Source organism: Streptomyces sp. NPDC050564 (genome assembly GCF_044457265.1).
In the GTDB taxonomy this organism is placed as follows: Bacteria; Actinomycetota; Actinomycetes; order Streptomycetales; family Streptomycetaceae; genus Streptomyces.
Window position 1 is genome coordinate 38748 of sequence record NZ_JBITGS010000025.1, and the last position, 26234, is coordinate 64981.

A 26234-nucleotide genomic window follows, 5' to 3' on the forward strand; every position below is an offset into this window, starting at 1 on the left:
GGCACCATGGCGGTCATGGGGAACGCGGAGCTGGACTCGATCCATGTTTATCCGGTCAAGGCGTTCCGGGGCCAGTCGCCCCGGGAGGCCGTCGTGGAGCCCTGGGGGCTGGCCGGAGACCGACGCTGGGTACTGATCGACGACGGGGGAAAGGTCGTCACGCAACGCCAGCAGCCACGTCTGGCCGTGGCCGCCGCCGAGCTGCTGCCCGGCGGCGGCATACGGCTGTCCGCACCGGGCCGTGAGCCGCTGAGCGTGCCCGTGCCCGAGCCGATCGGCACGACGACGCTCGACATCTTCGGGGAAAAGGTGGAAGCCGTCCTCGCCGGCACCGTCGCGCACGACTGGTGCAGCGACTATCTGGGCGCCGAGGTACGCCTCGTCCACATGGACGATCCCGCCACGCGTCGGCCCGTCGACCCGGACTTCGCGCGTCCGGGCGAGACCGTCAGCTTCGCCGACGGCTATCCGCTGCTCGTCACCACACTCGCCTCGCTGCGGGCCCTCAACTCCTTGATCGCGCAGGGCGACCATCCCCATGAGGGTCCGCTCCCGATGAACCGTTTCCGGCCGAACGCGGTCGTGTCCGGCACGGCCCCGTGGGCCGAGGACGACTGGTCCCGGATCGCCATCGGCGAGGTCGTCTTCCGCGTCACCAAGATGTGCGGCCGCTGCGTCGTGACCACCACCGACCAGACAACCGCCGAGCGCGGCAAGGAGCCCCTGCGCACCCTCGGGCGCCACCGCCGCTTCGGCGGCCAGTTGGTCTTCGGGCAGAATCTGGTGCCCGAGTCACCCGGCACAGTGCGCGTCGGCGACCCGGTCACCGTCCTCGAATAGCCCGCGCGATCGAGATGTGTGAATGTGCGCGCCGAGAGGGAACCCGGGCCCCGGGCACGAGCGTTGACACTTCGTGAGAAGTTCATGAGAGGTCCAGGGGAAGGGTGATTTCGCTCTCTCTTCCCCGGCCTCTCGCGTGAACGGCTCCGCTGCGGGTTATCACGGACGCGGAAGGGGGTGCGGGACGGTGCGAGCTATCAGCGGACTCTGGCGCTGGCGGCACAATCCGCTGCGCCGCACGACCGATCTGGTCGAGGCCTGGCTGGCCCTGGCGGCCGTGCTGCTCGTCCTCGTCGCCGCTCCCGTCATCGGCTCCCTCGTCGGGTCCGCGGCCCAGGACGCGTTGCAGCAGTCCGTGCGGGACCAGCGGCAAAGCCGCCACGAGGTGGCGGCCACCGTCGTCAGGAAGCTGTCCCGCGGACCGCTGGATCCGGACCCCGAGACCTCCTCCGCACGGGACGCCCAGAGCCGCGTGCTCGCCGACTGGAGGGCACCGGACGGCGCCGCGCGGCACGGCACGGTGATAGCCGCCCTCAAGTCACCGCACCACGGGGATCACTTCACGATCTGGACCGACCTGCACGGCCGAATAGTCGGCCGCCCGCTGGACAGCGCCACCGCGACGACCCACGCCGTGCTGGCCGGATTCGGCGCAGCCCTGATGTCCGCGGGGCTCGTCGAGGGCGGCAGGCGGCTGATCGTCTGGCGCATGATCCGTCGTCGGTACGCCCGTTGGGACCAGGCCTGGGACAGGGCGGGTCCCGACTGGGGCAGGACCGGCACCGGCAGTTGACGGCCTTCCCGCTCCGGTCAACCCGGCGTCCCCGCGCACGCTACGGTGGACCGGCCGAAGTGTTCGGCACCGCCGTGAGAGGCTGTCCTTGATCCCGACGGGCTTTCAGTACGGCCTCGCAAGACCCGCGTACGACGAGGTGGGGGCACAACAGCGCCATGGCACAGGGCACGGTCCAGGTGACGCACACCGGCACCTCGCGGTGGCGGCGCCGCACGGGAGAGTACGCATCGCTGGCCGCCGCCCTGGAGGCCGCAGCAGACGGCGATGTGCTCACCGTCGCCCCCGGCACCTACCGGGAGAACCTGGTGGTACAGCGCGCGGTGACGCTGCGCGGCCCCGAGGGGTCCCCCGGCTCCGTGCGTATCGCGCCGGTGGACGGGGTGCCGCTGACCGTGCGCGCCTCGGTCGTGGTCCAGGACCTGCACGTGGAGGGCCAGGACTCGGCGGCGCCAGCGCTGCTCATCGAGGAGGGCACTGCGGAGCTGCTGGACGTGCGGATCGTCACGCGGTCCGCGGCCGGGATCGAGGTGCGCGGCGGCGCCCGGCCGACCGTGCGCCGTTGCACCGTCGACAACCCGGCCGGCATCGGCATCGCCGTACTCGATGGCGGCGGTGGGGTGTTCGAGGACTGCGAGGTCGTCGCGGCCGGTCAGTCCGGCGTCGCGGTCCGCGGGGGCGCCCATCCGCGCCTGGAGCGCTGCCGGGTGCACCACACCTCCGGCGCGGGGCTCTCGGCGACCGGGGAGGGTTCGTCGCTGGAGGCGGTCGGCTGCGAGGTGTACGAGGTCAAGGGCTCCGGGGTGCAGATCACCGGTCGGGCCACGGCTCATCTCACCGACTGCGATGTGCACCGTACGACGGCCGACGGCGTCACGCTCGACACCGACGCGGTGCTCACGCTCGCCGACTGCCGTATCCACGACATCCCGGAGAACGCGGTCGATCTGCGCTCGCGCTCGGTGCTCACGCTGACGCGCACGAGCGTAAGGCAGTTCGGGCGCAACGGTCTGTCGGTCTGGGACCCCGGCACGCGCGTGGACGCCAACCAGTGCGAGATCTTCGACAGCACCGGCGACTACCCCGCGGTGTGGGTCAGCGACGGGGCGACCGCGGTACTCGATTCCTGCCGCGTGCACGACGTCCCGGACGCCCTGTTCGTCCTCGACCGCGGTTCACGCGCGGACGTCGTCGACAGCGATCTCTCCCAGGTGCGCAACACGGCCGTCTCGGTGAGCGACGGGGCGACCGCGCAGCTGGACGACTGTCGCATCCGGGACGCCGCGACCGGCGCCTGGTTCCGTGACCACGGCAGCGGCGGCACCCTGTCCGGTTGCACCGTGGACGGCACGCAGACCGGCGTGATCGTCACCAAGGGCGCCGATCCCACCATCGAGCGCTGCACGGTCACTTCACCGGCCGAGGCGGGCTTCTACGTGTCGGCCGGTGGCCGCGGCAGCTTTCTCAACTGCCGGGTGAACGACAGCGGGGGCTACGGCTTCCATGTGATCGACGGCTGTCGAGCGACGCTGAAGAAGTGCCGTACGGAGCGGTGTGCGCGCGGGGGTTACGAGTTCGCCGACGGCGGCGCGCAGGGCTCGAGCGGCGGTCCGGTCGTCGAGGACTGCACGAGCGACGAGAGCGCCGGACTGCGTTCCCCTGCGCACGAGACCGCCGTGCAGACGTCGAGCCCGTCGCCCAGCCTGCTGGGTGCGATCCCGGGTCAGCGCACCACCGAGCAGGAGCCCCTCGTCGCCGCCACGGAGCCGGTGCAGCCGACGCGCACGTCGAAGGCCGTCCTCGGGGAACTCGACGCGTTGGTGGGCCTGGAGAGCGTCAAACGCGAGGTGCGAGCCCTCACCGACATGATCGAGGTGGGCCGCCGCCGCCAGCAGGCGGGCCTCAAGGCGGCTTCCGTCCGGCGCCATCTGGTCTTCACGGGCTCCCCCGGCACCGGTAAGACGACGGTCGCCCGGCTGTACGGCGAGATCCTCGCCTCGCTCGGCGTCCTCGAGAAAGGCCATCTCGTCGAGGTGTCCCGGGTGGACCTGGTCGGCGAGCACATCGGTTCCACCGCGATCCGCACGCAGGAGGCCTTCGACCGGGCGCGTGGCGGTGTGCTGTTCATCGACGAGGCGTACGCGTTGTCGCCGGAGGACTCGGGACGCGATTTCGGGCGCGAGGCCATCGACACGCTGGTGAAGCTGATGGAGGACCACCGGGAGGCGGTGGTCGTCATCGTCGCGGGCTACACGGCAGAGATGGAGCGGTTCCTTTCGGTGAACCCCGGTGTGGCGTCCCGTTTCTCACGGACCATCACCTTCAGCGACTACGCCCCCGAGGAGCTGCTGCGGATCGTGGAGCAGCAGGCCGAGGAGCACGAGTACCGGCTGGCCCAGGGCGCGGCCGAGGCGCTGCTGAAGTACTTCACGGCGATCCCGAAGGGGCCCGCGTTCGGCAACGGCCGCACCGCGCGGCAGACCTTCGAGGCGATGGTCGAGCGGCACGCGGGACGGGTCGCTCAGCTGCCCGAGCCGAGCACGGACGACCTCACGCTGCTCTATGCGGAGGACCTGCCGGAGCTGCCCTGAGACGCGCCGCCGGGCAGCTGTCCCGAGGCGCACCCCGGGACAGCCCACCTGGCGCACGCACAAGGGGTCAGCTGCTCTCGAGCACACCGCCGGCGTCGTCCTGTGCGCGCGGGGCCGGGACGTCCGGCCTCAGTCGTGCCAGCAGCAGTTCCCGTTCGTCCGCGAAGGCCGGGTCCGCCTGGTAGTCGGAGTGGCCGAGGATCGGCGCGGGCAGCGGCTGCCGCTCGGTGCGGCCGTAGGCGAGCGGATCCTTGAGGGGCTCGCGGTCCACCTGGGGGCCGCAGTCGCCGGGCAGCCGTACGGGTCCGCCGATGGGGTCGGTCGGGCGGTACAGATTGCGCCAGCAGGCGACCTCGCGGTGCAGCGAGGTGAGAGCGGCCGGGCCGAAGTGGGCAGGGAACCAGCGCCCGTAAAGGCGCTCCAGGGGTGAGCCATAGGTGAGCAGTGCGATCCGTTTGCGTACCGACGGCTTCAACTGCCAGGCCGCGGCGGCCGCGAGGACACTGCCCTGGGAGTGCCCGGACAGCACGAGCCGTCCGCCGGTGGCACGGATCCAGGTGGCCATGCGCCAGGTCAGGTCGGGCACGGCGCGCTCGGCGTAGCAGGGAGGCGCGAAGGGGTGGGCGGCGCGCGGCCAGAACGTGCCCACGTCCCAGAGGATGCCGATGGTGCGACGGGCGGCGGGGTCCTTGTACGCGCGGCGGCCCCAGGTGACGAACAGTATGAAGCCGAAGCCGATCAGCCAGGACCCGAGCGCCTGCGCGGTCTCGGCGGCGCCCTGCACGACGGCGTACGCCCCCTGCGCGGCCTCGCCAGGGGGGTCCTCGGTCGCCAGGGAGCCCGCCAGGGCTCCGGCGCCCAGGAGCAGCGTGACGGAGGAAATGACGCCGACCATGCGAGGTGCCCGGTCGGTGAGGGCCGCCATCGCTCGCGTGCTCGCGATCCGGCGCGTACGGGCGGTGTCCTTGGGCTCTCCCTTGTAGTCGAGCTCCACGTTGTGCATCTCCCGGTTGCGCAGCTGCCAGGAGCGCCGGGCCAGCCAGCCGACGAGGGCCGCCAGCACGACAAGCAGCGGGGGGATCACGGAGGCCTGCCAGGTCAGCAGGACGGGCGGGCCCGGGAGCGAGTCCCGGGTGCCGTCCAGCCAGTCGGCGACGCGCTGGGACACCCCGCCGGACATCACGCCGCCCAGCGCACAGGCGAGCATTGCGACGGCGGGACCGGCGAGGCCGCGCATCGCGGTGCGCGTGTCGGGACGGGTGCGGTACAGGATGCGGGCCACCACGCCGAGCACGATGACAAGCAGGCCCTGGACGAGGGCGATGCCGCCGAACGTCATGTCGCCGGGCAGTCGCCCCGTCGAGTGCCAGTCCGGGCGCGACCACCCGGCGTACACCAGGGTCAGGGCGAGCACGGCGATCGAGCCCACGGGCAGCCAGCGCACGAGGGTCTGGTCCAGTTCCTGGTCCAGCCGGTTCTCGCTACGGCCACGGCGGCTCACCACCCACAGCACAACGGCTGTGCCCACGACAAGGGTTGCGTCCAGGAGCCGTCCCAGCGTGCCGAGTACGGCGGGGCCGCCGGACACACGGTCGTAGCGGGCCGCGGAGGTGCCGACCGCCGCGGCGACCGTCAGGAAGCCCGCGGCAGTGTGCGCCGCCCGCAGCCGGGCCACCAGGCGGCGCCCGTACCAGAACCCGGGCCGGCCGAGCCCGGTGCGGCCGGTCTCCTCGTCGGGCTCGGCCCTGCGGGACATCGGCTGCTGCGACTCGTACGCGCTCCAGGTGCGATGGGACAGGTACCACAGGAGGCCGGTCAGCGCGGCGGGCACCAGGCAGGCCAGGGCGAGGCGCCGGCCCGGCTGACTCCACCAGCCGCCGCCGGACACCTCCGGCGAGAGGAACCCCAGCCATGAGTGCTCCCGGGCGCACGCGCGCGTGCCCGCGCACTGCCAGGCGGTCAGGTCGAGGGCGACCTCACAGGCGGCAGCGACGAGCAGCACGGTCAGGGTGAGTCCGGCGAGGCGGACGAGCAGGCCGTACAGGCGGACCGTCTGTTTCCGGCCGCGGGTGGTGGGGCGCATCCAGTGCGCGAGGTTGACCACCATGAAGGGCAGGAGTAACAGCCACAGGGCGCGGGCGCCGTTGCCGGAGGTGAGGTTGCACCACACGTAGGCCTCACGCACCGGTTTGCCCCGGTAGTCGTCGGGACGCTGCTCGGCGTCGGCGTCGTCGGCGCGCCGGAAGACGGCCGCCGTCGCATCGCCGGTGATCCGGACCGTCCGTGGATCGTTGAGCATCTCCTCCGGTGTGGTCCCGCCGACCCCGTGGACCAGGAGTTCAAGGGCGGTCTCGGCCCCTTCGGGCCGCTGTGCGGAGTTGCCGAGCTCCCCCGTCGAGGCATGTTCCACTGTTTCTGCACTTCCCCCGTGCCGTGTGTGGCGTGTGTCATGTGCAGGCACAAGGATCTCCACTCCTAGGGACGTGCACACCCGTAGTCACGGAATCTCCCCGATACGTGTGGCAGTGACGGCGCGGGAGCGGCCCGGTGTCTGTGCGGTGCGGTGACACGACTCTCGGTGACCCGTGCAAGGATGGGGGGTCCTCAGGACCTCGGACAAGGAGAATGTCCACGTGGGAGTGGGTTCGGACGGAGTGTCGGGCAGCCAGTGGCGAAGGGACCGGAGCGGACGTGAGTGAGAATCAGAACCTCCTCGCGGAGCAGCGCCGCGCACTGATCCTGGACGAGGTGCGCCGCCGCGGTGGCGTCCGCGTGAACGAACTGACCCGGAAGCTCGGCGTCTCCGACATGACGGTCCGCCGCGACCTCGACGCCCTCGCCCGTCAGGGTGCCGTGGAGAAGGTGCACGGCGGCGCGGTGCCGGTGGTCGAGGCTAGTACGCACGAGCCGGGCTTCGAGGCCAAGTCGGGTCTGGAGCTGACCGCCAAGGAGGACATCGCGCGCGCCGCCGCCGAGTTGGTCGCTCCGGGCTCGGCGATCGCGCTCTCCGGCGGTACGACGACGTACGCGCTGGCCCATCAGCTGCTGGACGTCCCGGACCTGACCGTGGTCACCAACTCGGTGCGCGTGGCGGATGTGTTCCACTCCGCGCAGCGCACCTCGGGCCAGCGCCAGGGCGCCGCCACGGTCGTCCTGACCGGTGGGGTGCGCACGCCGTCCGACTCCCTCGTCGGGCCCGTCGCCGATCAGGCCATCGCGGCGCTCCACTTCGATGTGCTCTTCCTCGGCGTGCACGGGATATCGGTGGAGGCGGGCCTGTCGACGCCGAACCTGGCGGAGGCCGAGACCAACCGGCGGCTCGTGCAGTCCGCGCGCCGTGTCGTCGTGGTCGCGGACCACACCAAGTGGGGCACGGTGGGCCTGAGTTCGTTCGCCACCCTCGAACAGGTCGACACGCTGGTCACTGACGCCGGACTGCCGGCCGAGGCACGCGTGGAGATCTCGGAACACCTCAGGCGCCTGGTGGTGGCCGGCGAGCCCGGAGACGGTACAGACATCTGACGGCGCGCCAGCTATGGTGACGCTGCTTCGCGCCGCCGGTGACGCCCCTCGCGCCGCCCGTGGCGCGGGCACGCCCTGGTCATCGCCCGCTGCCGCCCGGGACTCCGTTCCCGCAAGGGGGTTTCGTTCATGGCACGCCGTCTGCGTCCGGTGGGAGCCGAGTTCGTCGAGAGCGCTCCGCTGCGTCTGGTCTTCGCGCGGGTGGTGACCGCCCCTCCCGAGGCGGTCTTCCGCTCGCTCGCCGAGGACGTGTCCGGCTGGAGCGAGTGGTTCTCAGCCGTGGCGCTCGCCCGGCCGACCCAGGACGGCGCCGGGCGCGAGGTCCGGCTCAGGGGCGGCACGCGTTTCGAGGAAACAGTCCTGGTGGCCAGGGCTTTTGAGGTGTACGCGTACCGGGTGGACGTCACGAACGCGCCCGGAGCCCGGGCCCTGGTCGAGGAGTGGCGGCTCACGCCCGACGGGACGGGCGCGCGGGTGCAGTGGACCTTCGCCGCCGACGGGACCGCCCTCTTCCGGGCGGCCCTCACACTCGGTCGGGCAGGTCTGGGCCGCGCCTTCCGCGACGCGGTGACGGCGCTGGACCGACGACTGGCGTCGACCCCGGCCTGAAGCCCGGCCGGGACTTCGGCGCCATGAGCTCGCCCGGCACCGGGCACAGGCAGGACCCTAGTCCGGCCACACCCCGGTCTCCAGCAGCGAGGTGATCGCCCCCGTGTACGGCGTGATGTCCAGGCCCTGTTCGGCCAGCCACGTGTCCGAGTAGTACTTGTCGAGATAGCGGTCCCCGGGGTCGCAGAGCAGCGTCACCACGCTTCCCGTGCGCCCCTGGGCCACCATCTCGGCGACGATCTTCAACGCGCTCCACAGGCCGGTGCCGGTGGAGCCGCCCGCCTTGCGGCCGATGGCCTGTTCCAGGGCGCGTACGGCGGCGACACTCGCCGCGTCCGGCACCTTCATCATCCGGTCGATGGCACCGGGCACGAAGCTCGGCTCCATGCGCGGTCGGCCGATGCCCTCGATGCGCGAGCCGCAGTCGCACGTGACGTCCGGATCGCCGGTGGTCCAGCCCTCGAAGAAACAGGAGTTGTCCGGGTCGGCGACGCAGATCCGGGTGTCGTACTGCATGTAGTGGACGTAGCGCGCGAGGGTCGCCGAGGTGCCGCCGGTGCCGGCCGTGGCGACGATCCACGCGGGCTCCGGGAAACGCTCCAACTCCAGCTGGCGGAAGATGGATTCGGCGATGTTGTTGTTTCCGCGCCAGTCCGTGGCCCGTTCCGCGTAGGTGAACTGGTCCATGTAGTGGCCGCCGGTCTCCACCGCGAGGGCGGCGGACTCCTCGTACATCTTGCGCGAGTCGTCCACGAAGTGGCACTGCCCGCCGTGGAACTCGATCAGGCGGCACTTCTCGGCGCTCGTCGTGCGCGGCATGACCGCGATGAAGGGCACCCCGATGAGCCCCGCGAAGTAGGCCTCGGAGACGGCCGTCGAGCCGCTGGACGCCTCGATGACGGGGCGGCCCGGCCGGATCCAGCCATTGCACAGCCCGTACAGGAAGAGGGAGCGGGCAAGGCGGTGCTTGAGGCTGCCGGTGGGGTGGGTCGACTCGTCCTTCAGGTACAGGTCGATGCCCCACTTCTCGGGCAGCGGGAAACGCAGCAGATGCGTGTCGGCCGAGCGGTTGGCGTCGGCCTGGACCTTGCGGACGGCTTCCTTGAGCCAGCTCCGGTAGTCCGCGTCGCTGTGGTCGACGTCGAGGGTTTCGCCGGTCCGGGTCTGTTGGGGAGTGCTCACGGCGGGGCTCCTTACGCATCACGCCGACGCCGGTTCACTTGGTCGGACGCTTCGATCATAAACACCTTCCACACGCTTCTCACCTGCATAAACACTCCTTTGAGCGGCCCAAAGGCAGCCCTGGGGAACGGCTCGGCGAGGCGCCGGGGGCGCATCCGGGAGTGTGCTCCCACCGGGACCGCCACCTCGTCATGCGCACTGGTGTTCCTCGCTGCCTGCGGGCAGACTGCACCGCACGGGACATGTCCCGTGGGCCGACCGCATCGCGATCACGCGGGAGGGTGGTCGCAACGGGTGCACACTGGCTCACGGCCCGACGCGGGATCAAGACGGAGCACAGCCGAAGCGCACAAGGGGGCGGGGCATCATGGCGGAGCCGGAGTTCACGGCCACGGGCGTGCGGATCGGAAAGAGGCTGCGCTCGCTCACCCGGGCCGGCCAGGTCCGGATCAGCGACGGCAGGCTGCAGTTGCTCACCAGTTACGGCAGCGAGATCGACAGCGCGCCGGTGCAGGCGGTGCGCGCGTCGAAGCCCTGGTTCGCCCACGAGGACCGGGCGTTGGCGGATGTCAACGGCACCCGCTACTCCCTCACTCTTGGCGAACACGACCCCGCGCCCGGTAAACCGGGGCCACCCTCGGCGCGCCGGTTCATCGAGGCGGTACGCAAGGCGGCGGGACACAGCAGCTGACGCCCGCACGGCGGGCGGCGGGGCGCAAGCGGCGAAGCCGTACGCCACGCCGGCGGGGCGGAACGGCGAAAGCGCGGTCGCAGCGGCGAAAGAGCCGCGAGTTGCAGGACCGCACCCCCTGCGTCACGCTGGTCTCACGTCACTCTGGGTTTACCGGCGATAACGCTGCGAACCAGCCCGCCGGCCATGACAGCAGGCGGCCGTTCCACTCAGCCACTCTGCTGGATCCGATCTCCGTCTTCTTCCGGACCTCAATTCGGGGAGTCGCAGCCGTGATCAGCCAGCCAAGCAGGCATTGCACGGTGGAGCTCCAAGCCCTGCCGTCGCGGATCGGCCAGGTCCGCAGAATCGTCTCTGCGCAGTTGCGCTACTGGCATCTGGACCCCTTGATAGACCGGGCCGCGCTCGGCGTGACCGAGCTTTTGAGCAACGTCCACCGGCACGCCCAGCCCGACAAGACGTGCACCGTGGAGATCGAGCTGCTGCTCGACCGGCTCACGGTCTCGGTGCACGACCACGACCCCCGCCTTCCCGAGGTCCGGGAAGCGGACCCCGGCTCCACCGGCGGACGCGGCCTCGCGATGGTCGCCGCGGTGAGCGAGAGCTGGGGCGTGCGTCCCGACGGCGAGTCGGGCAAGGTCGTGTGGTTCACGCTCCCGGCCACGACCCCCGTGGTGACGACGCCCGCCCTCCCGCCGTACGACACGGCCCACGAGACCCCCCGCACACACACCGTCGATGGCCTGAGGCCCGAACACGCTCCCGCCCGGTCCGCCGTTGCCGGCTGACCGGGCGGTGACCCCCACCTCGTACGCCACTCAAGGGCGAAGGGCGTACGTCCCTCGGAGGCTCACTCGGTGGCGATGGCGCGCAGCACATCCAGGCGTGCCGCCCGCCGGGCCGGGCGCAGTCCCGCGAGGGCCCCGGCCGCGAGGCCCACCAGCGCCACCACGACCAGCTGCGCGGGCGGCACCGCGAAGGCGAAGGCGCTGTCCGACGCGCCGTCGGAGGCCTTGACGAGCACCCAGCCGAGGAAGGCGCCCAGGGCGAGCCCGCCCGCCGTACCGAAGGCGGCCACGAGGACCGACTCCCAGCGGACCATGGCGCGCAGCTGCGCCCGGGTCTGTCCGACGGCCCGCAACAGACCGAGTTCACGGGTGCGTTCGTGGATCGCGAGCGTGAGCGTGTTGGCGATGCCCAGCAGGGCGATGAGCACGGCGAGGGCGAGCAGCGCGTAGACCAGGGTCAGCATCATGTCGATGCCGTCGGCCGAGGACTGCGCGTATGCGTCGCGGGTCTGCACCTGCGGGTTGCCGTACTGTTCCGCGACCGTCTGTACCGCGGCCTTGCCATCGGCCGTGCTCACACCGTCCTTGAAGGAGACGGCGACGAGCGTGTCGGAGTCCTGGGTGCGGTGCGGGTCCCACGCGGCCCGGGTGATGACGTAGTCACCGACGAGTTCCGACTGGCCGTAGACCGCGCGGACGATGAAGTTCTGCTTCTTGCCGTCGGTGAAGGCGAGTTGGGTCGTGTCGCCGGTCCTGAGGTGCTGCTTGTCGGCCTCCTTCTCGGTGATGGCGATGCCGTTGGTACCGAGGTTGTTCAGCGAGCCCTGTACGTCGCCGAGATCGAAGACCCTGCCGAGGGCCACCGGGTCGGTGACGGTCAACGCGCGTCCCTCGCCGTCGACTTCGGCGACGCCGCGGCCCAGGCCGACGGCGTTCTCGACGGACGGCTGCCGCGCGATCGCGGGGGCCAGTTTCGGGCTGAGCCCGCTGCCGCCCGCGCCGAACGACGGGGTGCTGACGGCGACGTCGCCCGCGAAGGACCGGGAGACCGTCTGGTCCATGGTGGCTTTGAGCGAGGCGCCGAACACCGTGAACAGCGAGACGACGGCCACTCCGATCATCAGGGCGCTCGCGGTGGCGGCGGTCCGCTTCGGGCTGCGCAGCGCGTTGCGCCGGGCGAGCCCGCCCGTGACACCGCGCAGCCTGTCGAGAGGGCCGCCCAGGACGCGTACGACTGTCGAGGACGCGACGGGGCCGAGAACCACGAAGGCGGCGAGGGCGAGTACCGCGCCGAGCCCGGCGAGCCACAGCGACGGATTCGCCAGTACGCCGGTCAGGGTGCTGCCGACCGCCAGTGCGGCCAGGCCGCCGCCGATGATCGCACGCTCGCGCGAGGCCCCGGACTGGTCGACGGCCGTCTCGCGGAGCGCGGCCAGCGGTGCCGTGCGTCCGGCGCGCACAGCGGGCAGCAGCGCGGAGCCGAGACAGACCACGACGCCGACCGCGAGCGGCAGCAGCATGGACAGGCCGCTGATCACCAGGTTGCCCTCGGGGAACGGGAATCCGATGGCCGGGAAGAGCGCCTGCAGTCCTGCCGCGACACCGATGCCGCCTGCGAGGCCCGCTGCCGAGGCGGTCACGGCGACGACGCTCGCCTCGACGAGGGCCGAGACGGTGAGCTGGCGGCGGGAAGCGCCGAGGGCACGCAACAGGGCGTTGTCGCGGGTGCGTTGGGCGACGACGATCGCGAAGGTGTTGTGGATGGAGAAGGTCGCGACGAGCAGCGCGACGCCGGAGAAGACGAGCAGGAACGTCGTGAAGACGGTCAGGAACTGACTGGAGATCATGTCGGTGTTCTCCTGCGCCGACTCCTGACCGGTGATGGCCTCGACTCCCTTGGGCAGGACGGGAGTCAGATCGGAGACGAGCTGCTGCTGACCGACGCCGGGACCGGCCCGCACGCGGATGCCGGCGGCCTCGCCGGGCTTCGCGGTGAGGTACTTCTCGGCGTCGGCCTGCGTCATTCCGGTGAACGTCACCTGTGCCATGCCGTCCTCGCCGCCGAAGGTCGCGAGGCCCACGATCGTCACCTTGACGGGATCGGGTGTGCGCAGGGTCGTCGTGTCGCCGATCTTCAGGTCGCCCTTCTTGGCGGCGCCCCTGTTCACGACGACCTCGCCGGACTTCGACGGGGCGCGCCCTTCGGCGAGTCGGTAGGCGTTGAGCTGGGGATCCTCGATCCAGTTGCCCGCGAGGGTGGGCGGGCCCTGGCCGCCGATGGGCTTGCCGTTGGAGCCGACGAGCTGGCCCGCGCCCTGGATGTCGGGCGCGGCCGCCGCGACGCCGGGCGTCTGCTCGATCGTCCTCAGCAGGCCGGTGGAGACGGGCCGGCGCACGCCCTGGCTCTCGCCGGGCGTGGTGATGGTGTCGGCGCTGCGGACGACGGCGTCGGTGCCCTCCGTCGCATTGCCGAACATCGTGTCGAAGCCGGCTCGCAGCGTGTCTCCCATGACCAGCGTTCCGGCCAGGAAGGAGACGCCGAGGAGCACCGCCAGGAACGTACCGGCGAAGCGTCGTTTGTGGGCGCGCAGGGAGGCGACGCTGATGCGCACCGAGGCGTTCATGACGGCGCCCCCTTGCCGTCGAAGGCCTTCATCCGGTCCAGGACCTTGTCGGCCGTCGGGGATTCCATCCGGTCCACGAGGCGCCCGTCTGCGAGGAAGACGACCTCGTCGGCGTGCGCTGCGGCCACCGGGTCGTGGGTGAGCATGACGACCGTACGGTCCATCTGACGCACCGCCCGGCCGAGGAGGTTCAGGACCTCCTCGCCGGAGCGGGAGTCGAGGTTGCCGGTGGGTTCGTCGGCGAAGACGACATCGGGCTGTCCGGCGAACGCCCGTGCCACGGCGACGCGTTGCTGCTGTCCGCCGGAGAGCTCGCTGGGGCGGTGGTGGAGCCGGTCGCGCAGGCCCACGACGTCGACCAGGGCGTCGATCCAGACGCGTGAGCCCTTGGATCCGGCGAGGTCCATCGGCAGCGTGATGTTCTCCGCGACGGTCAGCGTCGGGACCAGGTTGAACGCCTGGAAGACGAAGCCGATGCGGTCGCGGCGCAGCAGCGTCAGTCGGCGGTCGTCGAGCGTGCCCAGTTCGGTGTCGCCGATGTACGCGGCACCGGAGGTGAGCGTGTCCAGGCCCGCCGCGCAGTGCATCAGGGTGGACTTGCCGGAGCCCGAGGGCCCCATGATCGCGGTGAAGCGACCGGCCGGAAAGCCGACGCTCACCCCGTCCAGGGCCCTCACGGCGGTGTCTGCGCTGCCGTACACCTTGACGGCGTCGATGACACCCGCGGCATGACGCGTCGTGGTCGCGGTGGTCATGCCGCGCCCCCCTTGCCCGTACGCCCGAACTGCTCGTCCAGGACGGAGAGCCGACGCCAGTACTCGTCCTCGTCGATCTCTCCGGAGGCGAAGCGGCGACCGAGTACGGCGATCGGCGAGTCACCCGTCGGACCGTACCCGCCGGCGGGGCCGAACCCGCCCATCGCGCGCCACGGACCGCGGCGGCCGATCCGGCCGGTACGACGCAGGACCGTCACGACGCCGATCACGACGGCGGCCCAGATCAGTGGGAAGAACAGGATCCACGGGCCGGGGCCGCCGTCCCAGTTCGCCAGGGTCTGCATGGTGAGTCATCTCCTCGGTGGAATCTGTTGCGATGCTTCGAGACTGGCTCCGGGAGGGGGTCTCAGTCGTCGTACGGCCAGCGGCTGTACGCATACCTCCGCGGAAGTACGCGGGGCGTCCCGGGCTGCTCCCTTGAAGGCCTCAACTTCTGTACCTACTGGTATGTCTCGACTTCTGTACCTACTGGTATGTACAGTGAATCCATGAGCACTCCGGACCGACTGATCGAGTCCACCCGCGAGCTGTTGTGGGAGCGCGGTTACGTGGGCACCAGCCCCAAGGCGATCCAGCAGCACGCAGGCGCGGGGCAGGGCAGCATGTACCACCACTTCAAGGGCAAGCCCGATCTGGCCCTCGCCGCGATCCGCCGCACCGCCGAGGAGATGCGCGCTACTGCCGAGGGCGTACTGAGCGCGCCCGGATCGCCGTACGAGCGCATCGAGGCGTACCTGCGCCGTGAGCGCGACGTGCTGCGCGGCTGCCCCGTGGGGCGGCTGACGATGGACCCGGAGGTCATCGCGAGCGACGAACTGCGCGCGCCCGTCGACGAGACACTCGACTGGCTGCGCGAGCGGCTCGCCGGAATCGTCGAAGAGGGCAAGGAGCGGGGCGAGTTCGCACCCACGCTCGACGCGGAGGAGATCGCCGCGACCATCCTCGCGACCGTCCAGGGCGGCTATGTACTGGCCCGCGCGTCCGGATCACCCGCCGCCTTCGACACAGGAGTTCGCGGACTGCTCTCGCTGCTCACGTCGACACGTGTTCCGCCTGCGCAAGTCTGACGAGGCCCGAGGAAGGACCCATATGCACGCCATGCAGTACGAGCTCAGCCTCCCCGCCGACTACGACATGGACATCATCCGCGCGCGAGTCTCCCGGATCGGGCACCTGCTCGACGACTGGGGCGGGCTCGGATTCAAGACGTACCTGATGCGTGAGCGCGGGGTGGACGGTTCGCCGGTCAACCAGTACGCGCCGTTCTACCTGTGGAACACGGCGCAGGGCATGAACGCCTTCCTGTGGGGCGGCGCGTTCCAGGGCCTCGTCAACGACTTCGGACGCCCCGTGGTGCAGCACTGGACCGGTCTCGGGTACGAGGAGGGCGGCGCCGCCGGCTCGCCCGCCAAGGTCGCGGTGCGGCGACGGCAGCCCGTTCCCGAAGGAGTGGAGCTGTCCGAGGTGATGGGGGAGGCCGGGCGCGAGGCCGGGCGGCTGGCCGCGCTGGACGGCGCGGTCTGCGCGGCCGCCGCCGTCGATCCGCGACACTGGGAGCTGGTGCACTTCTCGCTCTGGGACCACGACTCCCCCAAGGCTTCGGGTGAGGTCTTCCGGGTGCTGCACATGTCGGCACCCGAACGCGACCGGCTGCCGCGAGGCCGGCAGTGGTGAACACGGTTCGTACAGTCCTGCGGGACATCCCACCCGAGGAGCTGGGGGTGTGCGACGCGCACGACCACCTGTTCTTCGCCAGCCCCCAACTCCCCGGTCAGGAATTGCGCGACGCCTCCGCCGCGCGCGCCGAGCTGGCCTCTTTCCGCGGCCAGGGCGGCACCAGTGTGGTGCAGTGGACGCCGTACGGCCTGGGCAGGCGAGCCGCGGACCTGCCGACACTCGCCCGCGAGACCGGCGTCCACGTGATCGCCGCGACCGGACTGCACCAAGCGGCGCACTACGCCCCGGAGTTGCTCACCGAGCTGCGCGGGAAGCTGACCGAGGTGTTCGTGTCCGAGCTGACGGCGGGGATCGGCACATCCGGGGTGCGAGCCGGACTGATCAAGGTCGCCGGCGGCTTCCATGCCTTGGACGCGCATGCCCGCTGGACGATGACCGCCGCCGCCGAGGCCCACCATGCCACCGGAGCGCCGATCGCCGTCCACCTGGAGCTGGGCACCGGCGCCCTCGACGTACTCGACCTGCTGTGCGGCGAGTTGGGTGTGCCCCCGCACCGGGTGGTCCTGGGCCACCTCAACCGCTCACCCGACTTCGTGGTGCAGCGCGATGCCGCCGAGGCGGGCGCCCATCTCGCCTTCGACGGCTCCTCGCGCGCCCACCATGCCACCGACTGGCGCATGCCCGACGCCGTACGCGCCCTCGCCGATGCCGGTTTCGGCCACCGGCTGCTCCTCGGTGGCGACACGACGACCGCCGCGGCCCGCTCGGTCAACGGCGGCCCCGGGATGCCGTATCTGCTCCGCCGGGTGCGCCCGCGGCTCGAAATCGCCCTGGGCAAGGAGCTGGTGGACCGCATCCTCATCGAGAACCCCGGGCGCGCCTTCGCCGCCGCATGGCGTTAGGCCACCGAGATCTCCATCGGGCGTGCGCCGAGCCGCCGTTCGACCAGAATCAGGCTGCGCAGCTCGGTGTCGTCGGCGACCTCGTCGGAGATCTCGGCGATCATGTCCCGCGGCGTGCGCCGGGGCGATCCGCGCCGACCGCTCGTCGCGGCGCTGTGGAGTCTGACCGGTACCTGAGCCCCTCAGACCTCGGCCAGCGCCGCCGGCGGGTCGTCGAGCACCGGCTGCCATGCCAATTCGGCCGCCCCTACGAGGCTGTTGTGGTCCAGCGTGCAGGCGAGGATCGGTACGCCGCCGCTCTGCCCCCACAGGCTGCGGTCGGCGACGACGGCGCGCAGCCGGTCCGGGTCGGCGTCGAGCAGGGTGCGGTGCAGCCCGCCGAGGATGATCCGGTCCGGGTTGAGGATGTTGACGAGGCCGGCGAGTCCGAGACCCAGGCGGTCGATCAGCTCCTCGGTGGCCGTGCGCACGCCCGGGTCGGCGTACTGGCCGCGGATCAGGTCGTTGGCCTGCTGGAGCAGCGACACCTCGGGGCCGGGGTCACGCCCCGCCGCGACGAGGAAGGCCAGCGGGTCCGCCTCGACGTCGAGGCACCCACGGCTGCCGCAGTAGCAGGGACGGCCCTCGGGGTTGACGGTGAGGTGGCCGACTTCGAGCGCGAGCCCCGAACTGCCGGTGTGCAGCCGCCCGTCGAGCACGAGCGCGCCACCGACGCCCCGGTGCCCTGTGGCCACGCACAGCAGGTCACGGGAGCCGCGGCCGGCGCCGTGGCGGTGCTCGGCGAGAGCGGCGAGGTTCACGTCGTTGGCCGCGAACGCGGGTCCCTGGATGCCGGCTGCGCGCACCCGCTCGGCGAAGATCTGGCGCACGGGGGCACCCGCGGGCCACGCCAGGTGCAGCGGGTTGAGGGCGAGCCCGTCGGGTTCGGCGACCGCGGACGGCACGGCGAGTCCGGCGCCCACGCAGCGCCTCCCCGTCTCGCGCAGCAGCTCGGCGCCGGCCTCGACGACCGAGCCGAGCACCTTCGCCGGATCGGCGTCGACGGTCTCGCAGCCGGGCGCGGTGGCGACGATCCGGCCGCCGAGGCCGACCAGTGCGGCGCGGAACCCGTCGGCGTGCACCTGCGCGGCGAGCGCGACGGGCCCGTCCTCCGCGACCTCGAGGCGGTGCGAAGGCCTACCCTGCGATCCGGCCGCCGCACCGGGCCGCGCGTCGACCCGGATCAACCCCAGGGCCTCCAGCTCGGCAGCCACCGCGCCCGCCGTCGCCCGGGTCACCCCCAGCTCGGCGGTGAGCACGGCACGCGTCGGCGCACGCCCGGTGTGCACGAGTTCCAGCGCCGGCCCGAGCGCCCCGCGCCCCCGGTCCAGCCGCGTCCGCGTGTTCCCTTCCCCCGCCGTCCGGGGGCCCGCCTTGCCGTTCATGAGGGCGAGTCTCCCATGATCCGCTCCTCCGGTGGTCCGTCCGGTGGCCGGGCGCCTGATTCACCGCACAGGCTCTAAAGGCCGCTCACCCGCAGAGTGATGTTGAGCCGGCCGGTGAGCCCCAACTCCGGCGGCGCCGTTCCCGGGTACACCCGCGGCACCCCGTGATACGCGAGCCGCGACGCCCCGCCGAACACGAAGAGGTCTCCGCTGCGCAGCTCGACATCCGTGTACGGCCGCGCGCGGGTCTGCGTGTTCCCGAACCGGAAGACGCAGCTGTCGCCGAGGCTAAGCGACACCACCGGCGCGTCCGACTTCTCGTCGCTGTCGCGGTGCATGCCCATACGGGCGTCGGCCTCGTAGAAGTTGATCAGTGCGATGTCGTACGCCGCCGTCGCCGCCCGGGCTCCGAACGCGTCCGTGACCGCGCGTCGGCCGAGAGCGTCCAGCCACCGCGGGAAGGGTTTCACGGGGGCGCCGTCGCCGTCGGCGACCGTGCGTGCGTACCGGTACGGGTACCAGTGCCAGCCCAGGCAGACCTGCCGCGAGGTCATCGTGCCACCGCCGGGGGTGCGCACAGTGCGTAGGCCGGCCGGCGGGCGGGCCCAGGCGCGGCAGGCCTCCAGGAGCTCCCGCTGGCGGTCGGCGTCCAGCCAGTCCGGGACGTGCACCGCGTCGGGCGCGATCTCCGTCCGGCTCCGGGGGAACAGCTCCGCGTCCGTCGACATGGTTCCATCCTCGCGCACCGGCCCGACCGGGGCTGAGCTACGGCCCGGTCGAGCGGCACCGGCGAGTGGGGCGTGCCCGGGCTTCCCCTGGGTCGCTTAGCCTTGACCCACGATGAACGACCGGATGAGCACACCCTGGGGCGAGTACGCGCTCGCCCGCTTCCCCGAGGACCCGCGCGAGCAGCTGCGCGCCTGGGACGCCGCCGATACCTATCTGCTGCGGCACCTCGCGGAGAGCGGGACCCCCCTGACCGGATCGGTCGTGATCGTCGGCGACCGCTGGGGCGCGCTCGCCACGGCGCTGTCGGCGCACCGGCCGACGCAGATCACCGACTCCTTCCTCGCGCACGAGGCGACTCGGGCGAACCTCGCGCGGGCCGGTGCCGAGGAGACCGCGGTACGGCTCCTCACCACGCAGGACACCCCGCCGGACCGCATCGACGTGCTGCTCGTCCGGGTGCCGAAGAGCCTCGCCCTGCTGGAGGACCAACTGCACCGGGTGGCGCCCGGTGTGCACGAGGGGACCGTCGTCGTCGGCACCGGAATGGTCAAGGAGATCCACACCTCGACGCTGCAGCTCTTCGAGCGGATCCTCGGTCCGACCCGCACCTCGCTGGCCGAGAAGAAGGCCCGGCTCATCTTCTGCACCCCGTACCCGGGCATCGCGCGGGACACCAACCCGTGGCCGTACAGCTACCGGCTCCCCGACGGCGTCGGACCGGTCTCCGGCCGCACCGTCGTCAATCACGCGGGCGTCTTCTGCGCCGACCGCCTCGACATCGGCACCCGCTTCTTCCTCCAGCACCTTCCACGCAGCCGCGGTGCCGAGCGGGTCGTGGACCTCGGCTGCGGAAACGGGGTCCTCGGCACGGCGATCGCGCTGGCCAACCCCGAGGCCGAGGTGCTGTTCGTCGACGAGTCGTACCAGGCCGTGGCCTCGGCCGAGGCGACCTACCGGGCCAATGCCGAAGGGAGCGCGGAGTTCCGCGTCGGTGACGGGCTGGCGGGCGTTTCCGCCACAAGCGTCGACCTCGTCCTCAACAACCCGCCGTTCCACTCGCACCAGGCCACGACGGACACGACGGCTTGGCGGATGTTCTCGGGGGCACGGCGCGCGCTGCGGCCGGGCGGCGAGCTGTGGGTGATCGGCAATCGTCACCTGGGCTACCACCTGAAACTGCGCCGCCTCTTCGGCAACAGTGAACTCGTCGCCGGTGACGCGAAGTTCGTGATCCTCAGGGCCGTCAAGAAGTAGCGCCGCGCAGTACGCGTGGTGAGGCTCCGAGTTCGCGGCGGCACGCCTTGTTGAAGGCCTGCAGGTCGGGGATGCCGACGGAGGCGGCCACCGCCGGGATGGAGAGCGTCGAGGCGCGCAGCAGATGGTGGGCGCGCTCCAGTCTGCGGCGGCGGATGTAGGCCACGACCGTGGTGCCTGTCTCGGCGCGGAAGAGCCGGGTGAGGTGGTTGTGGGAGACCCCGGCGGCGCGGGCGATCTCGGGGATGGCGAGCGGGGCGGCGAGGTGTGACTCGATGTGGGCGATCGCCGTGCCGACCGCCGGGTGGGGGCCCGGGCTCGTGACGGCGGGTGGGGTGAGACCGGCGATGCGCCACAGCACGGTCCAGATCTCCGCCCGGGTGCGTTCGGGCGCGCCAGGAGCCGCCGCGATCGCGTGGAGCAGCAGGTCGGAGAGAGCGCGGAGTTCGGGTCCCGCGTCCTGCACGACGGGGACCGTGCGGGGCGGGCCGACGGGGGCGATGCGCAGGTGAGCGTAGAGGTGTTCGGAACGGCCCTGGTAGCGGTAGCGGACCGTGGCGCCGGGCGGTACGAGACTCACCCGGCCGGGGCGGATCAGGTGCGACGTACCGTCGACGGTCAGCTCGGCGTCGTACTGGTAGAGGTGCAGCTGCCACAGCTCCGGCAGCCGGAAGACGTCCGTGGGGCTCGCGACGCCGTGCACGCCGACGCCGATGTTGACGACGGCGGGCGGCTCGCCCAGGTGCAGCTCGGTCTCCCGCATGATGAAAAACTACCAGCAGTGGTGAGCGCCGCGTGGGACAGGCGCAGCCGCTGCACGGTGACGCGATCATCGATGTGCGCACCGACGCCTTCGACGTCCAGTTGATGTACTACCCGCAGGACGTCACCCTCGACATGGGCGGCACCCTGAGTGTGCCGGGCAGCCATCTGCGACGTACCAACGAGTCCGACACCGGGCGCTACCAGAGCCTGCGCGGACAGAGCCGACTGGTCTGCCGGGCCGGCACGGTGGTGTTTCTGAACCATGAGCTGTGGCACGGCGGTCGGCGCAACGACAGCGACACGGTCCGCTACATGGTCAAGATCCGGTTCAATCCGACGGTGCGGCAGCGGCGGCCGTGGGACACCTCGGACCTCGAGGACCCCCGCGTCGCCCAGGAACTGGCCACCACCTTTCCCTGGTACGAGCCCGCCACCGGCCGCCTGGAGATCTACAACCGCGTCCTGATGTGGCGCGCGCTCACCGGGGACGACACCTTCGACGTGGACCACTGGGTGACCGGCGTCGCCAACCTCCTCCGGAAGAACGCGGTATGAGCACCCGTCAGCAGGTCCTGGCCCTCTACCTCGCCACCTCCGCCCTGGACTCGGACGTGGTGGGCCGGTCGGTCCACGGCGGCACCGGCCGTACGTCCCCCACGACCGGGGACAGTGACGAACCTCCGTACAGGTCCGGCGCGCACGCCCTGGAGGACGGCTGGCGGCTGTTCCAGGCGACGCAGCTGATCCCGCCGTATCCAGGGCGCGAGTACGACGTGTCGTTCCTCAGCCACGAGTTCTTCTTCGAGAAACTGGTCGAACTCGACGCTGCGTGAGGTCAGCCCTGCAGTACCCCGATGAGCCGTGCCACCGCCCGTGCCATCGCCTCCCGACCCACGCTGAGGTACTTCCGGGAGTCCACCGCCTCGGGGTGGGCGGCGAGGAACTCCCGGATGGCGCCGGTCATCGCGATGTTCAGCGCGGTGCCGACGTTGACCTTGGCGATGCCGCCCGTGACGGCCGCCGCCAGCTCGTCGTCCGGCACTCCGGACGAGCCGTGCAGCACGAGCGGCACGCCGAGCTTCGCCGTCAGTCGCTTGAGGAGGTCGTGGTCGAGGGTGGCGGTACGTGTGGTCATCGCGTGCGAGCTGCCGATCGCGACCGCCAGGGCGTCCACGCCGGAGTCGGCCACGAAGGCGCGGGCCTCGGCGGGGTCGGTGCGGGCGCCGGGGGCGTGCGCGTCGAGCGGCGGCTCACCCTGCTTGCCGCCGACCTCCCCCAACTCGGCCTCGATCCAGAGACCTTGGGCGTGGGCCCAGTCGGCGGCGGCGCGGGTGGCGACGAGGTTCTGCTCGTACGGCAGCCGTGCCGCGTCGTACATCACGGAGCTGAATCCGGCTCCGGGCGCCTGTCTGAGCAGGTCGTCGCTCTGGACGTGGTCGAGGTGCAACGCGACGGGCACCGAGGCGCGTGCGGCCGCAGCGGTCGCGGCGCGGGCCAGCGGAAGCAGCCGTCCGTAGCGGAACTTCACCGCGTTCTCGCTGACTTGGAGCACCACGGGAGCGTCGACGGACTCGGCTCCCGCGATGACGGCCTCGACGTGTTCGAGGGTGATGATGTTGAAGGCGGCGACGGCGGTCCGCGCCTCGGCGGCCGCGACGACCAGGTCACCGGTTGCTGCAAGGGGCACAACTCCTCCTTCTCGGCGGGTGGTCGAGCCGGTTCAGCGGGCAGCCGGGCTGAGAATCACCGAGCGGGTGAGGTGGCGCGGCTGGTCGGGGTTGAGCCCGCGGGCCGCGGCGACCGCGACCGCCAGTCGCTGGGCGCGGACGAGTTCGGCGAGCGGGTCGAGGACGCCGGCCACCCACAACCCGCCGGTCTCCCGCACCTGTTCGGCCAGCCCTTCCGGCGCCTGGCCGAACATCCAGGTGGCGGTGCCCCGGGTGGTGATGCTGATGGGGCCGTGCCGGTACTCCATCGCCGGGTAGGCCTCGGTCCAGGCGAGCGAGGCCTCACGCATCTTGAGCCCGGCCTCATGGGCGAGCCCGACGGTCCAGCCGCGGCCGAGGAAGGTGAACTGCGTGCAGTCGACCAGTCCATCGGGCAGCGGAGTCTCCAGCGCGGTGCGCGCGTCGGCGACGACGGCGTCGGTGTGCAGACCCAGGTGCGCCCGGAGCAGCGTGAGTGCGGTGGTCGCGAACCGCGTCTGCACCACGGACCGCTCGTCGGCGAAGTCGAGCACGACGATGTCGTCCGCGCACTGCATCACGGGAGTCTCGGGGTCGGCGGTGATGGCGGTCGTACGCGTTCGTCCCCGAAGGTGCCCGAGGAGTTCGAGTACCTCGGTGGTGGTGCCGGAGCGGGTGAGGGCGACGACGCGGTCGTACGAGCGGCCGCGCGGGAACTCCGAGGCGGCGAAGGCGTCCGTCTCACCCTGCCCGGCCTGCTCGCGCAGAGCGGCCAAGGACTGCGCCATGAAGAACGAGGTGCCGCACCCCACGATCGCGACCCGCTCCCCCGTCCGCGGCAGCGCGGCTTCGTGCGCGGCGGCCTGCTCGGCGGCGCGGCTCCAGCACTCGGGCTGACTGTGCAGCTCGTTCTCGACATGAGTCATGCCGTACCCCTCCCACTGATGCTTGTTCCTGCAAGATATAGCGAGCTTTCGAACACAATCAAGCATTCTGGGGGAGTGGGGGTGCGCTAAGGTCGCGGAAGATCGAGGAATGGAGTGTGCGGATGTCGCGCGACGCCCGCTGGAAGGCGCTGCTGGAACTGCTGGTGGAACAGGGCCGGTTGGATGTCGAGGAGGCCGCGGCCCGGCTCGAGGTGTCGGCCGCGACGATCCGGCGTGACTTCGACCAGCTCGCCGAGCAGCAGATGCTCGTGCGCACCCGGGGTGGCGCCGTCGTCCACGGCGTCTCGTACGAACTGCCCCTTCGTTACAAGACCGCCCGCCACGCCTCCGAGAAACAGCGCATCGCGAAGGCGGTGGCCGACCTCATCGCCCCGGGCGAGGCAGTGGGCCTGACGGGCGGCACCACGACCACCGAGGTGGCCCGCGCCCTGGCCGTACGTCCCGATCTGGCATCCGGCTCGCCCGCGCTGACCGTAGTCACGAACGCGCTGAACATCGCCAACGAGCTCGCCGTGCGCCCCCAGTTCAAGATCGTGGTGACGGGCGGCGTCGCACGTCCGCAGTCGTACGAGCTCATCGGCCCGCTCGCGGACGGCGTGCTCGGCCAGATCACCCTCGACGTCGCCGTGCTCGGCGTGGTCGCCTTCGACGCCACGCATGGCGCGGCCGCCCACGACGAGGCCGAGGCCGCGATCAACCGCCTCCTGTGCGAGCGCGCGGAGCGCGTGATCGTCGCCGCCGACTCCAGCAAGCTCGGACAGCGCGCCTTCGCCCGGATCTGCGCGGCGGAGTCGGTGGACACGCTGGTCACGGACGCGGGGGTGGGGCCGGAGACGACGCGGCGGTTCGAGGAGGCGGGGGTAAGTGTTGTCGCCGTGTGACGGCTGACAGCCCGGTTCACAGCCGACCTGTCGGAGACCGCGATCACGACTTGAAGAGCGTCGGCTCGGTTCACATTCCGGGATGGCCTGCCCCTGGGCCGACAGCGGCTCTTACGCGGCTGGGCGCCCGCCCCGATCGTGGGCCTGCGCCTGCCTGAGCGCCCGCCAGGACCGTGGGCCTGCGGCCCGCTCGGGCGCCGCCGGCCTGCTGCCTGACCGCGCCCAGCGGACGGCTGCCGGGCCACGACGCCCCGGCGAAGACCACCTCTCACCGTGTGGGAACCATGAGAAAATGTGCGAAATCGGCTACGAGGTGGCGGCACCATGACGGACGCGGAGATCGACTACGCGGCGGTGTTCCGGGCCCTGCCCGGCATGGTGGCGCTGCTGACGCCCCAGCTCATCTACGCGGACGCCAACGAGGAATTCCTGCGCTTGTCCGGGCGCACACGGGAGCAGCTGATCGGCCGCTATCTGTTCGACGTCTTCCCGGACAACCCGAACGACCCCACCGCGACGGGCATGCGCGACTTGGCGGCCTCGCTGCGCCGGGTGGTGGCCACCGGCGAACGCGACGCGATGGCCCTGCAGCGGTACGACGTCGAATCCACCGAGCAGCCCGGGCAGTGGGAGCAACGTTTCTGGAGCCCCGTCAACGCGCCCGTGCACGGCCCCGATGGGAGAGTGGTGCTGCTGGTGCACCGGGTCGAAGAGGTCACCGAACTGGTCCGGGCCCGTGGCGCCCCCAGCGGGAGCCGGTCCCGTGTGCTGGAGGCAGAGCTGTACACACGCGCCCGTGAACTGCAGGAGCTCAACGAACGTCTGCGACAGTCCCACGCCCGCGAGCGCGAGGTGGCGCTGGCCCTGCAGGAGTCCATGCTGCCGGCGCCCGGTCAGCTGGGACACCGCCGGGCTGCCGTGCGCTACCGACCCGCGGTCGGCTCACTGAACGTCTGCGGGGACTGGTACGACCTGGTCGACCTGGTGGACGGCAACCGCATCGGCGTGGCCGTGGGCGACGTGGTCGGCCACGGTCTGGAGGCAGCCGGCGTGATGGGCCAGCTGCGCAGCGCGCTCACCGCCGCCTCCCGAGTCGCAAAGGGCCCCGCTCAGGCCCTGGACGTCCTGGGACGCTACGCCCACGTGGTCGACGGCGCCGAATCGGCCACCGCGGTCACGACCTTCATCGACTTCGACCACCACACGATCACCTACAGCAGTGCCGGCCACCCCCCGCCCGCGCTGGTCCACGCCGAAGGTCGAGTGGAGTTCCTCGACCAGGCCACCGATCCGCCGCTCGACGCCCGCCCCGACCCGATCCCAAGGCCGCAGGCCGCCACCGCGTTCACCGACGGCGCCACCGTCGTGCTGTACACCGACGGCCTGATCGAACGGCGCGGCGAGGACATCGACACCGGACTCGACCGCCTCGCCACGTCCCTGGTCCGCCACAAGGATGCCGACCCCGAGACCCTCGCGGACGCCGTCCTCCACGAGCTGCTTCCGCCGGGGGGCGCCACCGACGACACCGCGCTGATCGTCGTGCGGTTGTGA

At 71.5% G+C, this 26234-nt stretch carries 24 protein-coding genes and 1 pseudogene; 15 read left to right on the top strand and 10 right to left on the bottom strand.

Translation table 11 applies throughout. From position 1 onward, the window contains the following. Positions 1–15 precede the first annotated feature (15 nt). The 3 genes from ACIBK0_RS33560 to ACIBK0_RS33570 all read left to right on the top strand — a co-directional run bounded on the left by ACIBK0_RS33560 (position 16) and on the right by ACIBK0_RS33570 (position 4224). The gene (locus tag ACIBK0_RS33560; protein ID WP_399088170.1) at positions 16–840 is read left to right on the top strand and encodes an MOSC domain-containing protein; all 825 of its coding nucleotides are present in this window, start codon (positions 16–18) and stop codon (positions 838–840) included. Between the two features lie 187 nt (positions 841–1027). Then, positions 1028–1633 carry a hypothetical protein gene (locus ACIBK0_RS33565; protein WP_399088172.1) on the top strand — a complete coding sequence of 202 codons (606 nt, stop codon included), beginning with the start codon at positions 1028–1030 and terminating at the stop codon, positions 1631–1633. A gap of 158 nt (positions 1634–1791) precedes the next feature. After that, on the top strand, positions 1792–4224 hold the full coding sequence (locus ACIBK0_RS33570; RefSeq protein ID WP_399088174.1) for a right-handed parallel beta-helix repeat-containing protein: 2433 nt from the start codon (positions 1792–1794) through the stop codon (positions 4222–4224). 67 nt (positions 4225–4291) lie between these two features. On the opposite strand, the gene ACIBK0_RS33575 is transcribed toward ACIBK0_RS33570, so the two are convergent. Then, the gene (locus ACIBK0_RS33575) at positions 4292–6634 is read right to left on the bottom strand and encodes a hypothetical protein (protein WP_399088176.1); all 2343 of its coding nucleotides are present in this window, start codon (positions 6632–6634) and stop codon (positions 4292–4294) included. 281 nt (positions 6635–6915) lie between these two features. Here ACIBK0_RS33575 and ACIBK0_RS33580 point away from each other — a divergent pair, with 281 nt between their 5' ends. Together ACIBK0_RS33580 and ACIBK0_RS33585 are read left to right on the top strand one after the other, a co-directional pair. Next, positions 6916–7746 (top strand): DeoR/GlpR family DNA-binding transcription regulator, encoded by an 831-nt coding sequence (locus ACIBK0_RS33580; protein ID WP_399088178.1) that lies wholly within the window; start codon positions 6916–6918, stop codon positions 7744–7746. A 129-nt stretch (positions 7747–7875) separates the two neighbouring features. Continuing rightward, positions 7876–8355 (top strand): SRPBCC family protein, encoded by a 480-nt coding sequence (locus tag ACIBK0_RS33585; protein WP_399088180.1) that lies wholly within the window; start codon positions 7876–7878, stop codon positions 8353–8355. A gap of 57 nt (positions 8356–8412) precedes the next feature. Here the strand turns inward: ACIBK0_RS33585 and ACIBK0_RS33590 are convergent, their stop codons facing one another. After that, positions 8413–9537, bottom strand: a complete 1125-nt coding sequence (locus tag ACIBK0_RS33590; protein WP_399088183.1) for a PLP-dependent cysteine synthase family protein — start codon at positions 9535–9537, stop codon at positions 8413–8415. 367 nt (positions 9538–9904) lie between these two features. On the opposite strand from ACIBK0_RS33590, the gene ACIBK0_RS33595 reads away from it, so the two are divergent. Then, positions 9905–10228 (top strand): hypothetical protein, encoded by a 324-nt coding sequence (locus ACIBK0_RS33595; protein WP_399088185.1) that lies wholly within the window; start codon positions 9905–9907, stop codon positions 10226–10228. A 272-nt stretch (positions 10229–10500) separates the two neighbouring features. Continuing rightward, a complete protein-coding gene (locus ACIBK0_RS33600; RefSeq protein WP_399088186.1) occupies positions 10501–11016 on the top strand; it encodes an ATP-binding protein in 516 nt (171 codons plus the stop codon). A gap of 62 nt (positions 11017–11078) precedes the next feature. Here ACIBK0_RS33600 and ACIBK0_RS33605 read toward each other — a convergent pair whose 3' ends face one another. The 3 genes from ACIBK0_RS33605 to ACIBK0_RS33615 are packed head-to-tail and all read right to left on the bottom strand — an operon-like array spanning position 11079 to position 14700. Then, positions 11079–13640: an ABC transporter permease gene (locus ACIBK0_RS33605; protein ID WP_399088188.1), complete on the bottom strand. Its 2562-nt coding sequence runs from the start codon at positions 13638–13640 to the stop codon at positions 11079–11081. Beyond that, positions 13637–14395: an ABC transporter ATP-binding protein gene (locus ACIBK0_RS33610; protein WP_399088190.1), complete on the bottom strand. Its 759-nt coding sequence runs from the start codon at positions 14393–14395 to the stop codon at positions 13637–13639. The genes ACIBK0_RS33605 and ACIBK0_RS33610 overlap by 4 nt, the downstream gene beginning before the upstream one ends. Beyond that, positions 14392–14700, bottom strand: coding sequence for an SHOCT domain-containing protein (locus tag ACIBK0_RS33615; protein WP_399088192.1), 309 nt, complete (start codon positions 14698–14700; stop codon positions 14392–14394). Before ACIBK0_RS33615 ends, ACIBK0_RS33610 begins: the two co-directional genes overlap by 4 nt. Before the next feature lie 204 nt (positions 14701–14904). On the opposite strand from ACIBK0_RS33615, the gene ACIBK0_RS33620 reads away from it, so the two are divergent. Genes ACIBK0_RS33620 through ACIBK0_RS33630 form a run of 3 tightly spaced genes read left to right on the top strand, consistent with a single transcriptional unit; the run spans position 14905 to position 16995 of the window. Beyond that, the gene (locus ACIBK0_RS33620; protein WP_399088194.1) at positions 14905–15483 is read left to right on the top strand and encodes a TetR/AcrR family transcriptional regulator; all 579 of its coding nucleotides are present in this window, start codon (positions 14905–14907) and stop codon (positions 15481–15483) included. Positions 15484–15505: 22 nt separating this feature from the next. Then, positions 15506–16090: a DUF4865 family protein gene (locus ACIBK0_RS33625; RefSeq protein ID WP_399088196.1), complete on the top strand. Its 585-nt coding sequence runs from the start codon at positions 15506–15508 to the stop codon at positions 16088–16090. Continuing rightward, positions 16087–16995: a phosphotriesterase gene (locus tag ACIBK0_RS33630; protein ID WP_399088198.1), complete on the top strand. Its 909-nt coding sequence runs from the start codon at positions 16087–16089 to the stop codon at positions 16993–16995. The genes ACIBK0_RS33625 and ACIBK0_RS33630 overlap by 4 nt, the downstream gene beginning before the upstream one ends. Positions 16996–17177: 182 nt before the next feature. On the opposite strand, the gene ACIBK0_RS33635 is transcribed toward ACIBK0_RS33630, so the two are convergent. Both ACIBK0_RS33635 and ACIBK0_RS33640 read right to left on the bottom strand, forming a co-directional pair. Then, positions 17178–18419 carry an ROK family protein gene (locus ACIBK0_RS33635; protein ID WP_399088200.1) on the bottom strand — a complete coding sequence of 414 codons (1242 nt, stop codon included), beginning with the start codon at positions 18417–18419 and terminating at the stop codon, positions 17178–17180. Between the two features lie 74 nt (positions 18420–18493). Continuing rightward, positions 18494–19147, bottom strand: a complete 654-nt coding sequence (locus ACIBK0_RS33640; RefSeq protein ID WP_399088202.1) for an alpha-ketoglutarate-dependent dioxygenase AlkB family protein — start codon at positions 19145–19147, stop codon at positions 18494–18496. A 124-nt stretch (positions 19148–19271) separates the two neighbouring features. Here ACIBK0_RS33640 and ACIBK0_RS33645 point away from each other — a divergent pair, with 124 nt between their 5' ends. Next, positions 19272–20402 (top strand): methyltransferase, encoded by a 1131-nt coding sequence (locus tag ACIBK0_RS33645; protein WP_399088204.1) that lies wholly within the window; start codon positions 19272–19274, stop codon positions 20400–20402. On the opposite strand, the gene ACIBK0_RS33650 is transcribed toward ACIBK0_RS33645, so the two are convergent. Next, on the bottom strand, positions 20392–21165 hold the full coding sequence (locus ACIBK0_RS33650; RefSeq protein ID WP_399088206.1) for a helix-turn-helix domain-containing protein: 774 nt from the start codon (positions 21163–21165) through the stop codon (positions 20392–20394). The genes ACIBK0_RS33645 and ACIBK0_RS33650 overlap by 11 nt on opposite strands. 23 nt (positions 21166–21188) lie before the next feature. On the opposite strand from ACIBK0_RS33650, the pseudogene ACIBK0_RS33655 reads away from it, so the two are divergent. Both ACIBK0_RS33655 and ACIBK0_RS33660 read left to right on the top strand, forming a co-directional pair. Next, positions 21189–21722 (top strand): annotated as a pseudogene (locus ACIBK0_RS33655) (phytanoyl-CoA dioxygenase family protein); the annotation flags it as partial. Then, positions 21719–22000: a hypothetical protein gene (locus ACIBK0_RS33660; RefSeq protein ID WP_399088208.1), complete on the top strand. Its 282-nt coding sequence runs from the start codon at positions 21719–21721 to the stop codon at positions 21998–22000. The pseudogene ACIBK0_RS33655 and the gene ACIBK0_RS33660, both read left to right, overlap by 4 nt. 2 nt (positions 22001–22002) lie before the next feature. Here ACIBK0_RS33660 and ACIBK0_RS33665 read toward each other — a convergent pair whose 3' ends face one another. Next, entirely contained in the window at positions 22003–22854 is an 852-nt protein-coding gene (locus tag ACIBK0_RS33665; RefSeq protein WP_399088210.1) for a ketose-bisphosphate aldolase, read from the bottom strand. Between the two features lie 33 nt (positions 22855–22887). After that, positions 22888–23778 carry an SIS domain-containing protein gene (locus ACIBK0_RS33670; RefSeq protein WP_399088212.1) on the bottom strand — a complete coding sequence of 297 codons (891 nt, stop codon included), beginning with the start codon at positions 23776–23778 and terminating at the stop codon, positions 22888–22890. Positions 23779–23900: 122 nt separating this feature from the next. On the opposite strand from ACIBK0_RS33670, the gene ACIBK0_RS33675 reads away from it, so the two are divergent. Together ACIBK0_RS33675 and ACIBK0_RS33680 are read left to right on the top strand one after the other, a co-directional pair. Continuing rightward, positions 23901–24680: a DeoR/GlpR family DNA-binding transcription regulator gene (locus ACIBK0_RS33675; RefSeq protein WP_399088214.1), complete on the top strand. Its 780-nt coding sequence runs from the start codon at positions 23901–23903 to the stop codon at positions 24678–24680. Between the two features lie 324 nt (positions 24681–25004). Beyond that, positions 25005–26234: a PP2C family protein-serine/threonine phosphatase gene (locus ACIBK0_RS33680; RefSeq protein ID WP_399088216.1), complete on the top strand. Its 1230-nt coding sequence runs from the start codon at positions 25005–25007 to the stop codon at positions 26232–26234.

Coding starts and splice junctions, on each gene's coding strand:
- ACIBK0_RS33560 (WP_399088170.1), top strand. CDS start 16: ATGGGGAACGCGGAGCTGGACTCGATCCATGTTTATCCGGTCAAGGCG.
- ACIBK0_RS33625 (WP_399088196.1), top strand. CDS start 15,506: ATGCACGCCATGCAGTACGAGCTCAGCCTCCCCGCCGACTACGACATG.
- ACIBK0_RS33635 (WP_399088200.1), bottom strand. CDS start 18,419: ATGAACGGCAAGGCGGGCCCCCGGACGGCGGGGGAAGGGAACACGCGG.
- ACIBK0_RS33660 (WP_399088208.1), top strand. CDS start 21,719: ATGAGCACCCGTCAGCAGGTCCTGGCCCTCTACCTCGCCACCTCCGCC.
- ACIBK0_RS33620 (WP_399088194.1), top strand. CDS start 14,905: ATGAGCACTCCGGACCGACTGATCGAGTCCACCCGCGAGCTGTTGTGG.
- ACIBK0_RS33615 (WP_399088192.1), bottom strand. CDS start 14,700: ATGCAGACCCTGGCGAACTGGGACGGCGGCCCCGGCCCGTGGATCCTG.
- ACIBK0_RS33680 (WP_399088216.1), top strand. CDS start 25,005: ATGACGGACGCGGAGATCGACTACGCGGCGGTGTTCCGGGCCCTGCCC.
- ACIBK0_RS33605 (WP_399088188.1), bottom strand. CDS start 13,640: ATGAACGCCTCGGTGCGCATCAGCGTCGCCTCCCTGCGCGCCCACAAA.
- ACIBK0_RS33570 (WP_399088174.1), top strand. CDS start 1,792: ATGGCACAGGGCACGGTCCAGGTGACGCACACCGGCACCTCGCGGTGG.
- ACIBK0_RS33675 (WP_399088214.1), top strand. CDS start 23,901: ATGTCGCGCGACGCCCGCTGGAAGGCGCTGCTGGAACTGCTGGTGGAA.
- ACIBK0_RS33585 (WP_399088180.1), top strand. CDS start 7,876: ATGGCACGCCGTCTGCGTCCGGTGGGAGCCGAGTTCGTCGAGAGCGCT.
- ACIBK0_RS33640 (WP_399088202.1), bottom strand. CDS start 19,147: ATGTCGACGGACGCGGAGCTGTTCCCCCGGAGCCGGACGGAGATCGCG.
- ACIBK0_RS33595 (WP_399088185.1), top strand. CDS start 9,905: ATGGCGGAGCCGGAGTTCACGGCCACGGGCGTGCGGATCGGAAAGAGG.
- ACIBK0_RS33610 (WP_399088190.1), bottom strand. CDS start 14,395: ATGACCACCGCGACCACGACGCGTCATGCCGCGGGTGTCATCGACGCC.
- ACIBK0_RS33670 (WP_399088212.1), bottom strand. CDS start 23,778: ATGACTCATGTCGAGAACGAGCTGCACAGTCAGCCCGAGTGCTGGAGC.
- ACIBK0_RS33645 (WP_399088204.1), top strand. CDS start 19,272: ATGAGCACACCCTGGGGCGAGTACGCGCTCGCCCGCTTCCCCGAGGAC.
- ACIBK0_RS33650 (WP_399088206.1), bottom strand. CDS start 21,165: ATGCGGGAGACCGAGCTGCACCTGGGCGAGCCGCCCGCCGTCGTCAAC.